Here is a 14,282-nt window from a genome sequence, read left to right on the forward strand (position 1 = left end):
GTACAAATCTCAGAGAAACATGAAAGAATTAGAAAACAAAGTAGCCATCATTACCGGCGCCGGTTCGGGCATCGGGAAGAGCACCGCGCTGCTGTTTGCCCGCAACGGAGCAAAGCTGGTTTTAACCGACATCAATGAAGATCACCTGGTGCAGGTGGTGGGAGAGGTGAAGGCGCTGGGGGCAGAAGCCGTGGGTGTAACGGCCGATTCGTCTAAGGCCGAAGATAACAAAGAGATTGCCGATATTGCCCTGGAGGTCTACGGCCGGTTGGATATTGCCGTGAACAACGCCGGCATTGGCGGAGCAATAGCCACAGTAGGTGAGTACGATGTACAGGAATGGCAAAAGGTGATCAATATTAACCTGAACGGCGTATTTTACGGTATGCGCTACCAGATACCCGCTATTGAAAAAACTTCCGGGAAGGGCTCGATCATTAACGTGGCTTCAATTTTGGGATCGGTGGGTTTCGCCCATAGCGCCGCTTACGTGGCGGCCAAGCACGGTGTGGTGGGCCTGACCAAAACAGCGGCTATTGAGTATTCGGCCAAAGGCATACGCATCAATTCAGTAGGGCCCGGATTTATAAAAACCCCCTTGGTACAAAGCGCATTGCCGCAGGAGGCCCTCGACGGACTGGTAGCCCTGCACCCCATCGGTCGACTGGGTGAACCCGAAGAAGTGGCCGAGGTGTTCCTCTTCCTGGCCAGCGAACGATCTTCTTTCGTCACAGGCAGCTATTACACCGTCGACGGCGGCTACACCAGCTTATAACGGGGCTTAAAGGGTACCAACGGCTGTGTTGTTTTCGGAATTCGGCCTTAGTCACATTCTTCCATTTAATCACTTGGGCTTCGACGGGGCCGCCCAGCCAGGCTGAGCCTGACAAGGGGGCTCCTTCGTGCCCTTATCTACGGTATCGCCGTTTCGCCCAGGAGAATTCTCGGGCGTAAACGCAGCCCGAAGTTACCGTCGGTTTTGTTGCGGATAAATTCTACCGCCTCGTCTATGGAGTCGGTTACCAGGAAAAGATCGGGGTCTTTCAGGGAGATGGTCTTTTCCCTAACCATCATCCGAACATGCTCAATGATGTGATGATGGTATTCCGAACCGAACACCACTACCGGAAACTGCTCAATTTTCCCGGTCTGGATGAGGGTCAGCGCCTCAAAGAATTCATCCAGGGTACCGAAGCCGCCTGCGCAAATGATAAAGGCATACGAATATTTGATCAGCAGGGTTTTCCTGACAAAGAAATATTTGAAATCCACATATTTGTCCAGGTAGGGGTTGGCCCGCTGCTCGTGCGGCAGCTCGATGTTGCATGCCACAGATGCACCACCGGCATCTTTGGCCCCGCGGTTGGCGGCCTCCATGATGCCGGGCCCGCCGCCTGTCATGATGGTGAAGCCAAGGGTAGAGACCTTGGCTGCCAGCTGGCGGGCTTCCTGGTAGTGAATGTTGTTTTCGTCAAAACGGGCCGAACCGAAAACCGTAACGCAGGGCCCTACAAAGTGCAGGGTTCTGAACCCCCTGATAAATTCCACGAATACGTCTAGCGCGTACCGGAACTCTTTCCATCGGGCCCGCGGGCCTTCCAAAAATCGTGTTTCTGAATTGTTGATCATAGTATTGAACCTGTATATCCTGTTAAAGGGGCAAGATAGAAAACCTGCCCAAATGAAGAAAGAAATCTTCTAATTCATTCACAAAGGTAATTTTGTTCTGTCACTCCTGTTCAATACTGCGGCAAAAAACTACCTTTATACTTTGAAACACCTATCACTTTACCATGAAGTTATTTTTCTGTATCCTGTTTTCATTTGCTGCAGGCCCGTGGGCCCTGGCGCAGAAAAACGCTGAAACCGTAAAAATCACGTATGCCCGGATATTCAACGATCAGCCTGCCGATGACCGGAACGCTACTGTGGTTTTTGCCCGTAACAACGCTACATTGATCACTACAGAAAATATTCTCCGGGGCACGGCGCCTTTCCCGGCAGAGCAAACGTTTTTTAACCCTGAAAACCGGAAGCTTATCTATTTCTCCTACCTGTCAGACAGCCAGGCCCTGTCGGCCGAAGATACCCTCAGCGCCCGGTATGAATTGTTACCCGATAGGCGGGAAATCCTGGGCTATTCCTGCCGGAAAGCCAAAACCGTTATTAACTCAAATACCATTGAAATCTGGTACACTACTGCGCTGCCGTACTACGCCGCACCTTCTGCCTTAGGCATTGACCTGGGAACGGTGCTGGAAACCATACGCAACGGGAATACGATAGTCCGGGCACAAAAAATCGAGAAAAATGCCGCTTTTCCTAAAATAATAGCCGCAGAAAATTATGACCTCCTCTCCTATCGCGACCTGATCTGGAAAAGCCGTTTTACCACCATCCCGGTTTTTGATCATGAGCTGATCAACTGGAACGAAGAAACCCGGTCTAAAGAAGGTGTGCTGCGTTTTGCGAACGGAACGCTTATTGTTAAAAAGGTGAAGTTCCCGGAAATAGGAGACCGGCAACAGGTGTTTGTGGAGTTGAAGCAGCGTTCAAACGGTGACGCCTATGACCGAACCGGCTCCGTATTTGTGATCCCGGAAGGCCGGGAAAAGAATTTTTTTGACGGGCTCAGGGATGGGATCCGGACCCTGCCCCTGCTGAAGGATACTTCGGGGGCTGAGTACCAGGGCATGACCCTTACTGAAAACTACCTGCCGAACATAGAGCTGATGCGGTTTTTTACTTCTTTCGGCATCCACCATTTTAATTACAATACGATCAAAGGGAAGGAATGGCTTGAATTTACGCCTTTTCGCCAGGAAATATCCGATTTGCGAAGCGAGCTAAGCAATAAGGAAGTGTATGTAGGTACGTATATCGGCAATTACGATAAAGGCGGCCACGAGGTGAGCCTGGAAATTACGGTGCATAACGGAAGCTCGCCTTACGGGAATTTCAATTATGCGCTGCCGGTATTCAATACCGTTAATGTGATGGAAATGGGCGGGCAGAATTACGCTACTTTTTTTGCGGATGAAAAAGGTCTCCGGGTTGAATTTACCCTGGATCGCGATTTGAAAGATGCCAAACTGCGTTACATCACCACCGGCCACGGTGGCTGGGGAAACGGTGATGAGTTTGTGCCGAAGGTCAACCGGATCTTCCTGGATAACCTGCAGGTGCACAGCTTTACACCCTGGCGGCAGGACTGCGGCTCTTACCGGCTATCCAACCCGGTATCGGGAAATTTTGCTTCGGGGCTTTCTTCTTCCGATCTGAGCCGCTCCAACTGGTGCCCGGCTACAGTAACCAACCCGGTGTTCATTGACCTGGGTGATCTGAAGGCCGGTAAGCACAGCATCCGGGTGAAGATTCCGCAGGGCCCGAGAGAAGGAAGCAGCTTCAGCTTCTGGAATGTGAGCGGGGTGCTGCTGGGGCGGCAGTGATGAATAGTTTTCAAATCTACCCCATCCATCAAACCGCCCTCCTTTTTTTGCAAATGTGCCCCTCTTCCGGCATATTTACAGTATCATTTCTGCCCGTTTATGCGATTCATTTTTGCCGGACTCTGCCTCCTTCTCTCTTTTCCTGCCTCCGCGCAGCAGAAGAAACCCAATATTGTTCTTATCCTGGCCGATGACCTCGGAATCGGCGATATCGGCACGTACGGACAGAAGATCATCCAAACACCGAACATCGACCGGCTGGCTGCAGGCGGCTTAAAGTTCACGCAGTTTTATTCGGGTACTTCGGTGTGTGCACCATCGCGTTCGGCCCTGCTGACGGGCCAGCATACCGGGCACACGTATATACGGGGCAATAAGGAGATCATGCCGGAGGGCCAGGAACCGCTGGCTGATTCCGTTCAGACACTGGCTATGCTTTTGAAAAGCGCCGGTTACACCACCGGTGCTTTCGGGAAATGGGGGCTAGGAATGACGGGCACCACGGGTGACCCTAACCGCAAAGGATTTGATGAGTTTTTCGGGTACAACTGCCAGCGGCAGTCGCATCGGTACTACCCTACCCATCTCTGGCACAATAACCGGGAAGTGCCACTGGAAGGCAACGACCTGACCAATAAGGTTCTCTATGCCCCGGCGCTGATCCAGGAAAAAACGCTGGAATTTGTGGAAAAGAACCAAAACAAACCTTTTTTCCTGTTTATTCCAACCGTTCTGCCCCATGCAGAGCTGACCGGGCCGGAAGATGAATTTTACCGCAAGTATGAGAATCGCTTTGAGGAAACCGTGTACAAGGGGAACGATTACGGGCCAGAGGCCACCGTACCGGGGTACGCTTCCGTTCCGAAGCCACGCGCTACGTATGCGGCTATGGTAGAGCGAATGGATCATTATGTAGGAGAAGTGGTACAGAAGCTAACGGAGCTGAACCTGCTGGACAATACGCTCATTATTTTCACCAGTGATAACGGTGCGCATTCGGAAGGCGGGGCTGATCCGGCCTTTTTTAACAGCACGGCCGGTTTCCGCGGCCAGAAAAGAGACCTGTATGAGGGCGGTGTGCGGGCTCCTTTCATTGCACACTGGCCGAAGCAAATCCGGCAGGCACGCGTAACTGACCACATTGCGGCTTTCTGGGATCTCCTCCCCACTTTTACCGACCTGGCCAGGGCTCCTTCAGCCCGTTATACCGACGGGCTTTCGCTTCTGCCCACGCTTACCGGGAAAGGCCGCCAGGCCCGCCATACGTACCTGTACTGGGAGTTTCACGAAGGCGGCGGACGGCAGGCCGTGCGCTCCGGGAAATGGAAACTGGTGAAGCTCCAGGTCAAAACTACTGAAAAAACCACTTACGAGTTATACAACCTGGAAACAGATCCCGGTGAAACGCGAAACCTGATAAACAAAAAGAGCTCTGTGTACAAAAAGCTTCAGAAATATATAGAAGAAGCGCACGCCGAAAGTACTCTTTTCCCTCTTTACCTGATGGAAGGCCGATGATTTGTCTTTCAGAACGGCATACTTGTACAAGTATCCCCTGGAACTATCCACGCCCGCTGCTTTCCGGACCTATGTGAATACGGTTGAAAAAGATACTTCGCGGTACGTGATCTGGTACGCGCAGGAGACGTATAAGCAAATCCGGGCCAAAGTCAAATAGTACAGGCAGATGACACAGCTTATAATCTGCGTCATCTGCGCCCTGAAAAATCAAAATACGTACTTCGTAGACAGGAAATGCGAGCTGTGCCCTTCTACGATCCAGTTGAAAATAGCTTTATTCACCTCCGTATCTTTGGTGGCTACTACGGTACGGATGGAGAAGGCGCGTAGCGCGTCTTCCACCGAGAGGGTTCCTTCGGCCGAATCCTTGCGCCCGGTGAACGGGAAAGTGTCCGGTCCGCGCTGGCACTGGGCATTGATGTTCACCCGGCTGACCTGGTTCACCAGCGGGTCAATCAGGTTGGCAATCTGGTCCGGGTTAGAGCCGAAAATGCTCACCTGCTGGCCGTGAGAAGAGTCAATGATATATTGAATGGGCTCTTCCATATCATCAAAGGGCACTATGGGGATCAACGGGCCAAACTGCTCCTCGCTGTACACTTTCATTTTGCTGTTTACCGGGTAAAGCACCGCCGGGTAAACGAAAGAGTTGACGGTGGTTCCGCCACCTTTGTTCATCACTTCCGCCCCGTTAGCCCGGGCATCGCGGATGCATTCGGCCAGGTAGGCCGGCTTTCCGGGTTCCGGAAGGGGCGTCAGCTGCACGCCGGCATCCCACGGCATGCCGTATTTCAGTTTTTCCAGCTCTTCCGTAAACAGGTTCAGGAAGCGCTTCGCGATGGAACGGTGCACCCAGATGATCTTAATGGCCGTACAGCGCTGGCCGTTGAAAGAAAGCGACCCCAGGATACATTCTTTCACCGCCAGTTCCACATCGGCGTTTTTGAGTACAATCCCCGCATTTTTGGCATCCAGCCCCAGCACGGCACGCAGGCGGTTCAGCTTAGGATGCATCTTTTTCAGGTCACTGGCCACTTTACTGGAACCGATCAATGTGAGCACATTGATCTTACCGGTATGCATCAGCGGAGGCACCACGTTAGCGCCCCTTCCGTAAATGGTATTCACCACGCCTTTCGGAAAACACTCCCTGAAGGCTTCCAGCATAGGATAATGCAGGAGCGTACCGTGCTTGGGCGGCTTGAAGAGAATGGTATTGCCCATGAGAATGGCCGGAATCAGCATGGTGTAGGTTTCGTTTAACGGGTAGTTGAACGGGCCCATGCACAGCACCACACCGAAGGGCGAGCGACGGATCTGCCCGATGATCCCCTGCTCTATTTTAAAGCGCGAGGAATTACGGTCAATATCTTTGAGACAGTCAATGGTATCGTAAATATATTCTACCGTACGGTCAAATTCTTTTATGGAATCGCCCAGCGACTTACCGATCTCGTACATCAGAAGGGTGACGATCTGCGATTTCTTTTCCAGCATTTTCCGTACAAAATTCTCCATGCAGGTGATTCTTTCGCTCACGCTCATGGTGGGCCATTCGCCCCGGCCGTTATCGTAGGCTTTCAGGGCTGCCTCCAGCGCTTCCATGGCTTCTTTTTCCGTAGCAATGGGGTAGCTTCCGATCAGGAGGCTTTCAAAAGAATCGCCTTTTTTAACATAAATAGGGGAATGGACTTCCTGGACGGGGCCTGACCACTGAATCATCTGTCCTCCCATCAGGTATTCTTTCTGATGCAGGGGTTCCAGCTGAAACTGTTCGGGTATCCTGCCGTCTTCCGGGAAAATATCCGCAATTTTTTCTTCCAAAGATTTCATCGTTAAAGAGGTTCGGTTTAATAATTCAGGGGCGAATATATAATAAAGCAACGTGTAAATAACACCTATACAACTAAATTTTATTCTGCAAATCACTAAAATACAGAATATTTATTTAGTCATTTATTCGATTTTATATATAAATATGTCGAAAAACTAAATAAAATATAGTCCGGTATCGTTTGCGGAGGTCAAAAACAAAACGTTATCCCAGCCTGTAAATAAAAATCCGGCTACCGATATATTTTCATTATTGCGCCTGCATTTTTATCTTTCGCCATCAAATCAAGTACAAATGACGAAACCCGCCGCCCTTATCCTGTTTCTGGTATTAAGCCTTCCATCGTTTGCCCAGGAGATAGAAATACCCCGTCTCAAAAAACATATTTATTACCTGGCCGATGATAAAATGAAGGGCCGCGGCACGGGAAGCAAAGAAGCGGATAAAGCCGCAAAGTATGTTCAGAAGGCATTTAAATCTTACGGCCTGAAGCCCCTGGGTACACAGGGGTATTACCAGGATTTCGAAGCGAAGGTCAGGCGGGTGGTGGTTCAGGATAGTATCCGGCCATCGCGTAATGTGATCGGATTCCTGGATAACGGGGCAGATAAAACCGTTATCATCGGCGCACATTACGATCACCTGGGAGAAGGAAAGCAAGGTAGTTCAAAAGATTCTACCGGTTACGGCCGGATTCATAACGGAGCCGACGACAATGCTTCAGGCGTAGCGGGCCTGTTGGAGCTGGCCCGGGTTTTTTCTCAAAATAAGGCAAAGGAGCCGGTGAATTTTCTTTTCATTGCTTTCGGGGCAGAAGAGCTTGGGCTGGTGGGCTCGCGTTATTTTGCCGCCCACCCTACCCTTCCGCTGAGCACCGTACATTTTATGCTGAATATGGATATGATCGGACGGTTCAATCCAGATAACGGCGTGGCGATCATCGGCTACGGAACGGCTCCCGAGTTTGAAACCATTTTTAAGCAGATCGATACGTCGCGGCACATCCGTCATTATACCGGCTACGAAGGCCGGGGCGGGTCAGACCAGACTTCTTTTTACGAGAAAGACATCCCGGTTTTGTTTTTCCATACCGGCGGGCACGACGATTACCATAAACCGGGTGATGATGCCCACAAGATCGATTACGTATCGCTGAAGGGAATCCTGGACCTGGAGAAAGAGGTGGTTGAACGGAGTTTCGGGATAGAAAAAATGCATTTCAGGAGTACGGATAAGCAGTAGATGATTGTTCCGGGAACGTGTCATTGCCATAAAAAAGGCTTGCGTAATGCATACGCAAGCCTTTTTTGTGTATTAAAACTCCGGCTTATAACTTTCTCTTACCCGGCTCTCCCACAGAGATCATGGCGCAACGGAAACCGATGGTTGCCGTAGAGGAATCCTGATCCAGGAAGCGACGTGTTCCCGGCGAAAGCCAGTACGCCACATCATTCCATGAACCGCCTTTGTATACCCTGACGCGGTTATCGATGAGGGAGTTATTGTTTTTAGAGTCATAGTTTTTCTCTTCATCCTGGTAGTCGCTTCTCCTGATCGGGTTAAGATCGTTGAAGTCACGGTAGGAGTTCGGACGGTACAGGTCATAGACCCATTCGTTCACGTTTCCTGCCATGTGGTACAGCCCGAAGTCGTTCGGGTAATATTCGTATACCGGAGCGGTGATCTGGTATTTGTCGTTCAGGCGTCCGGCCACACCGGCGTAGTCACCCCGGCCTCTTTTGTAGTTGGCCATCATTTCTCCTCTTGCTTTTCCTTTTGAACGTCTCATGGAAGAGCCGTCCCACGGATAAATACGGTTATCGTAGTTTTCATCCACCGTTTGCGTACCGATCGTTGCTTTGGCAGCGTATTCCCATTCGGCTTCAGTAGGCAGGCGGAAGTCAGGCAGGTTAATGCCGGTTTCTATCGGCACCCTTCCGGTTACTTTAGGCGCAGCTTCGGCGGTAGCGGCATCTTCTTTTTTCTTTTTGCCGAAAGAAAGTCCTTTCTTGCTGCCTTTGTCCCCGTATTTGGCATACATCTCGTTATTTACCACAGCTGATCTCCACTTGCAGTAGTCGTTGGCCTGCACCCATGACACCCCTACCACCGGGTAGCTTCTGAACCCGGGATAACGGAGATACTGGTCTACATACTGGTCGTTAAACGACATTTCATTGGCCCATACGGTAGTATCGGGAAGCGCCGATGCATAGAATTCACGGGTAGAGTCTTTGCTGATGGCGTACAGGTATTCCAGGTAATCGAGGTTGGAGATTTCCGTTTCGTCCATATAGAAAGACCCCACGGTAACGGTACGGTCAATATTGTCACGTGCATAGGTAACGTCTTCTTCCAGGGTACCCATCACAAAGCGGCCGCCTTCAATAAATACCATATTGGGACCTGCAGGCTGGCCTTTAAAGTCAGCAACCTTGAAGCCCTCGCCTTCTTTTTTGGCATACGCCGCACCGGTGGTCCGGCTTCTTTTACCCGGATCATTCGAAGATTTTTTACCGCTGCTGCACGAGGATGCAACAAAAAGAGTAAGTGCCAGGAAAGCTACACTTAAAGTTATTCTCTTCATTATAAATTATTTTTAATACACGAATTCGCAAAAATAAACCAAATATCTGAAACAAAAGCTGTCAGCTTTCAATATGCGCCCTGATCCTGTCAAATAAGGCATCTATCTGCTGAATGGCCTTCACTTCACTCACTTCGAAAACCAGGCGGTCTTTGACCTGTTTCAGGCCGGCCTGCTTCGGATACAATTTTATGAAATCAAGAATTTTGCCAAACTTATCGGTCTGGTAGTATTCCTGATGCTTTTCTGAAACGAAATAGCCTTTGAGTTTATTATTTTTCAGAACTAATTTTTCAAAACCGATAAATTCGGCTTTCCACCTGATTCTGACTATTTTAAATAACTCTTCCACCTCCTGTGGCAGCGGTCCGAAGCGGTCGGTCAGCGAAGACTGCAGGTTTTCCAGCTCTGCTTCGGTTTTCAGGGTATCAATGGTATTGTATACCGAAAGCCGTTCGGAGATGTTGCTGATGTACGTTTCCGGGATCAGGATCTGCAGGTCGGTTTCAATCTGGCAGTCTTCTATTTTATATACTTTCTGGCTCAGCTCTTCTTCAAACAGGCTGCGGAATTCGTTTTCTTTGAGCTCTGAAACGGCTTCATCCAGTATTTTGTGGTACATGTCATAGCCCAGGTCATTGATAAAGCCGCTTTGCTCCGAGCCCAGCAGGTTACCCGCTCCCCGGATGTCGAGGTCGCGCATAGCCACTTTAAAGCCGTCGCCCAGGTCTGAAAACTGCTCGATGGTCTGCATTCTCTTCCGGGCATCGGTGGTGAGCCCTGAGAGCGGCGGGGTCAGCAGGTAGCAAAAGGCTTTTTTGTTGGACCGCCCTACCCTGCCCCGCATCTGGTGCAGGTCAGAGAGGCCGAACATGTGGGCCTGGTTGATGATGATGGTATTGGCGTTGGGAATATCCAGGCCTGATTCAATGATGTTGGTAGAGATCAGGATGTTGGTTTCGTTTTCAATGAAACGGATCATTACTTTCTCCAGCTTCTCGCCCTCCATCTGGCCGTGGGCCACGCCTATCCGGGCTTCGGGCACCAGGCGATAGATAATATTAGCTATTGTATCGATATCACTTACCCGGTTATGGACAAAAAATACCTGTCCGCCCCTGCCCAGCTCGTAGCTGATGGCATCACGGATCAGCTCTTCTTTGAAGGTATCCACACGCGTTTCCACGGGCTGGCGGTTAGGCGGTGGTGTGGCAATCACCGAAAGGTCACGCGCGCCCATGAGCGAGAAGTGCAGCGTACGCGGAATAGGCGTGGCCGTAAGCGTCAGCACATCCACATTCAGCTTCAGCTCTTTGATCCGGTCTTTGGCCTTCACCCCGAATTTCTGCTCTTCGTCAATGATCAGCAGGCCCAGGTCTTTGAATACCAGCGATTTGCTCAGCAGCTTCTGGGTTCCGATCAGGATATCTGTTTTGCCTTCTTTTACTTCTTTGAGGGTTTGGGTGGTATCTTTGGCCGATTTGAAGCGGTTCAGGTAGTCTACGGTCACCGGCATCTGTGCGAGGCGTTCTGAAAAGGTCCTGTAGTGCTGCAGGGCCAGGATGGTGGTAGGCACCAGCACGGCCACCTGCTTGCCGTCTGCCGCTGCTTTAAAGGCTGCGCGGATGGCCACTTCGGTTTTCCCGAAGCCCACATCTCCGCATACCAGGCGGTCCATAGGATACGGCTTCTCCATGTCGTCTTTCACCTTGCCGGTGGCGGTGGCCTGGTCCGGGGTATCTTCGTACATGAATGACGACTCCAGCTCTATCTGCATGTAGTTGTCTTTCGAAAATGCAAAGCCGGGGGCTTCGCGCCGCTTGGCATACAGGGCGATCAGCTCTTTGGCAATGTCTTTTACCTGGCGCTTGACTTTTGATTTCCGGGTTTCCCACTCGCCCGATCCCAGCTTGCTCATGGCAGGCGGATCGCCTTCTTTCCCCGAATACCGGGCTATCTTGTGCAGGCTGTGAATGTTCACATAGAGCAGGTCGTTATCGCGGTACACGAGCCGTACGGCTTCCTGCTTTTTCCCGTTAACATCAATGGTCTCCATACCCGCAAAGCGGCCTATACCGTAATCCACATGGGTTACGTAGTCGCCGGGCTGCAGCGATTTGAGCTCTTTCAGCGTGAGGGCTTTGGATTTGGAGAAGTGGTCTTTTTCCCGGTAACGGTTCAGCCGTTCAAAAATCTGGTGGTCGGTATATACCAGCAGCTTGTTCTGCACATCGATGAAGCCGTCTCGCAGGTTGGCCGAAAGCGGGTTGAATTTAAAGCGCGGGTTGATCTCCGCAAAAATGGTTTCGAGGCGGTTCAGCTGCTTCAACGAGTCAGAGGCAATGAAAACCGTATATCCCAGGGCCTGGTTCTCGGTCAGGTCTTGGTTAAGCAGGTTAAAGTCTTTGTTGAACGAGGGCTGGGGTTTGGATTCAAAGGAAAATACCTGTGTATCCTTAAAGTATCCTTTTTTGCCCAGCTCAAGGGTTTTGTAGCTCAGCACCCCTTTTTTTACTCCCTTTTCATCGAGGTGGGAGTCTTCGGGCCGCAGCGAGAGGTTAATGTCTCCGCTGCCGCTTTCTTCATAGGCCCGCTCTATACGCCGGTAGTGGCTTTGCACGCGGTCAAGAATAAAGCTCAGGTCGCTGAAAACCACGAGGGAGTCTTGCGGAAGGAAGTGAAAAAACGGAACGGTTTCTTCTACCGCCAGCCGCTCCTGCAGGTTCGGGGTAATGCTGATCTGCCCGGTTTTCTGGGTAGAGAGCTGCGATTCGGCCTCAAAGGCCCGGATGCTTTCCACCTCATCGCCGAAGAGCTCTATCCGGTAGGGCACATCTGCCGAATACGAGAAGACATCCAGGATACCTCCGCGCACCGCAAATTGCCCCGGCTCGTATACAAAGTCGGTTTTTTCAAAATTATAGGAGACCAGCAGCTCGGTCACAAAATTCAGGTCAAGCGTGTCACCCACCTTTACTTTCAGCGTATGGGCTACCAGCGTTTTCCGGCTGACCACTTTTTCGGAAAGCGCTTCCGGGTAGGTAACGATAAGAAGCGGATCGGGATTCTGGAAGCGGGTCAGGAGCGAGGAACGCTGAATAACATTGGCATTTTCCACTTCTCCGGCTTCCCGTTTAAACGATGCCGGAAAATACGCGATCTGCGGCGCATCAAAACCGTAAATATTCTGAAGATCATTGAAGAAATACAGCGCCTCCTCCCGGTCTTCTCTTACGATCAGGGTATAACGGGGTGCATTTTCAAAAACTGCGGCGGTAAGAATGCTGCTGAGGCTTCCGGTCAACCCTTCCGTACGGACATGCGACTCCCTGTTTAGTGCAATGGCCAGGTTTTGCACAAAACTGTCTTGTGTATAAATTTTTAGGAAATCGCGCGCGTTCATTTCCCTGCAAAGATACGTTATTTTTCCCGCCGATGCTGAAATTAGGAAAAGGAAGTTGCGCAGTTTGTACTTCGCCGGCTTCTTACCGGCCCGGAAGCTTTTTCTCTATCTCGGGCTCAGGCAGCGGAATTGCATTTTTTGCCTGATTGTACAGCTCCGTAAGCGCTTTGACGATTTCGGGCTTGTGCCGGGCCAGGTCATACTTTTCACCGGGGTCTGCCTCGATGTCGTAAAGCAGGGGCACATCCAGCACCCTGGGAGGCTCGGGAGAGTAAGACGCATGCGTAACGAAATGCGCCTTCCACCGGCCCTGCCTGACGGCCTGCAGGGTTTCATTGATATAGTAAAATATCTCCGTTCTTATGCTTGTGCGGGTACCCAGCAGGAGCTCACTCTGATCCATTCCGTCCAGCTCCAGGTTCCCGGGTATTTTTGAACCGGTGATCCGGGCTATTGTCGGGAAAATATCCAGGGCACTGAACAGGGCCGTGCTGGTGACGTTAGCCTTTATCCTGCCCGGCCACCAGGCAATGCCGGGTACTCTCATGCCGCCTTCATAGGTTGAATTTTTGCCTTCAAAAAGCAGGCCGGCAGAGCCCCCGTGGTCTTTTTGCGTTAACCAGGGCCCGTTATCGCTGGTGAAGATCACCAGCGTGTTGTCCTCAATTCCCTGGTTTTTCAGCTCCTGTATGATCTGCCCCACGCTCCAGTCCAGCTCAGATACCACATCGCCGTAAATTCCTCTTTTGCTTTTGCCTTCAAAATCAGGGGACGCGTACAAAGGTGTATGGGGAAAGTTACTGGCGTAGTAGGTAAAAAACGGTTGGTTTTTATGATCCCTGATGAACTTTATTACTTCTTCGGTGTACCGTTTGGTGAGGTATCTCTGATCGGGTTCATATTCTATTATTTCATCGTTTCTGAACAGCGGAAGCTCAGGCGCACCGGCCCTGGGCCCGGCCGGAAAAGGCTGGTCAGGGTCGATCCGGGTCGTAAAGACCCGTCCCATATCGTTAGAGTACGGCGTTCCGAACCAGTAATCAAACCCCTGCCTCACGGGCAGGTATTCTTTCACACTGCCCAGGTGCCATTTGCCGATGATGGCCGTGGCGTATCCTTTTTCCTTCAGCATCTCGGCTATGGTAATTTCCTTATGGGGAAGCCCAGTAGCCGAGTTCTGGCGAAATACATCTCCTTTGCCGTAAACACCGGTCCGGACCGGGAAACGCCCGGTCAGCAGGGCTGCCCGGCTGGGTGTACAAACGGCGGCTCCGGCATAGCATTGGGTAAGCCGCATTCCTTCGGCGGCCATTTTGTCCAGCTCGGGGGTAGAGATGGTGGGGTGCCCGTAGCACCCCAGGTCGCCATACCCCATGTCATCGGCTAAAATGACGATTATATTAGGCCGCTTATCGCTTTTTTGCGACCGGGCCGTTTCTGTCGCCAGCAGCAATACCAGGAAGATCAGAGCGTACCGCATCCTGTATA

General features: G+C 51.2%; 10 protein-coding genes. 5 read left to right on the top strand and 5 right to left on the bottom strand.

Features of this window, described 5'->3' with window-relative positions; translation table 11 throughout:
• The first annotated feature begins 19 nt into the window (after window positions 1-19).
• Window positions 20-775, top strand: coding sequence for an SDR family NAD(P)-dependent oxidoreductase (locus AB2U10_RS09475; protein ID WP_367913851.1), 756 nt, complete (start codon window positions 20-22; stop codon window positions 773-775).
• A gap of 137 nt (window positions 776-912) precedes the next feature.
• Here AB2U10_RS09475 and AB2U10_RS09480 read toward each other — a convergent pair whose 3' ends face one another.
• Window positions 913-1,629, bottom strand: a complete 717-nt coding sequence (locus AB2U10_RS09480) for an LOG family protein (RefSeq protein WP_367913852.1) — start codon at window positions 1,627-1,629, stop codon at window positions 913-915.
• A 164-nt stretch (window positions 1,630-1,793) separates the two neighbouring features.
• Between AB2U10_RS09480 and AB2U10_RS09485 the strand changes: the two genes are divergently transcribed.
• The 3 genes from AB2U10_RS09485 (at window position 1,794) to AB2U10_RS09495 (ending at window position 5,127) form a co-directional block, all read left to right on the top strand.
• On the top strand, window positions 1,794-3,449 hold the full coding sequence (locus AB2U10_RS09485; RefSeq protein WP_367913853.1) for a PNGase F N-terminal domain-containing protein: 1,656 nt from the start codon (window positions 1,794-1,796) through the stop codon (window positions 3,447-3,449).
• Between the two features lie 99 nt (window positions 3,450-3,548).
• On the top strand, window positions 3,549-4,967 hold the full coding sequence (locus AB2U10_RS09490) for an arylsulfatase (protein ID WP_367913854.1): 1,419 nt from the start codon (window positions 3,549-3,551) through the stop codon (window positions 4,965-4,967).
• Window positions 4,968-4,989: 22 nt separating this feature from the next.
• On the top strand, window positions 4,990-5,127 hold the full coding sequence (locus AB2U10_RS09495; RefSeq protein WP_367913855.1) for a hypothetical protein: 138 nt from the start codon (window positions 4,990-4,992) through the stop codon (window positions 5,125-5,127).
• Between the two features lie 50 nt (window positions 5,128-5,177).
• Here AB2U10_RS09495 and AB2U10_RS09500 read toward each other — a convergent pair whose 3' ends face one another.
• Window positions 5,178-6,803, bottom strand: coding sequence for an NADP-dependent glyceraldehyde-3-phosphate dehydrogenase (locus tag AB2U10_RS09500; RefSeq protein WP_367913856.1), 1,626 nt, complete (start codon window positions 6,801-6,803; stop codon window positions 5,178-5,180).
• Window positions 6,804-7,098: 295 nt separating this feature from the next.
• Between AB2U10_RS09500 and AB2U10_RS09505 the strand changes: the two genes are divergently transcribed.
• The gene (locus AB2U10_RS09505; protein ID WP_367913857.1) at window positions 7,099-8,046 is read left to right on the top strand and encodes a M20/M25/M40 family metallo-hydrolase; all 948 of its coding nucleotides are present in this window, start codon (window positions 7,099-7,101) and stop codon (window positions 8,044-8,046) included.
• Between the two features lie 85 nt (window positions 8,047-8,131).
• On the opposite strand, the gene gldJ is transcribed toward AB2U10_RS09505, so the two are convergent.
• The 3 genes from gldJ to AB2U10_RS09520 all read right to left on the bottom strand — a co-directional run bounded on the left by gldJ (window position 8,132) and on the right by AB2U10_RS09520 (window position 14,274).
• Complete coding sequence (gene gldJ, locus AB2U10_RS09510) at window positions 8,132-9,391, bottom strand: gliding motility lipoprotein GldJ (RefSeq protein WP_367913858.1); 1,260 nt, start codon at window positions 9,389-9,391, stop codon at window positions 8,132-8,134.
• A 61-nt stretch (window positions 9,392-9,452) separates the two neighbouring features.
• Entirely contained in the window at window positions 9,453-12,794 is a 3,342-nt protein-coding gene (gene mfd / locus AB2U10_RS09515) for a transcription-repair coupling factor (RefSeq protein WP_367913859.1), read from the bottom strand.
• 82 nt (window positions 12,795-12,876) lie between these two features.
• A complete protein-coding gene (locus AB2U10_RS09520; protein WP_367913860.1) occupies window positions 12,877-14,274 on the bottom strand; it encodes a sulfatase family protein in 1,398 nt (465 codons plus the stop codon).
• Between the last annotated feature and the right edge of the window lie 8 nt (window positions 14,275-14,282).

Origin of the sequence: Leadbetterella sp. DM7 (assembly GCF_040829825.2) — a bacterium.
GTDB lineage: Bacteria > Bacteroidota > Bacteroidia > Cytophagales > Spirosomataceae > Leadbetterella.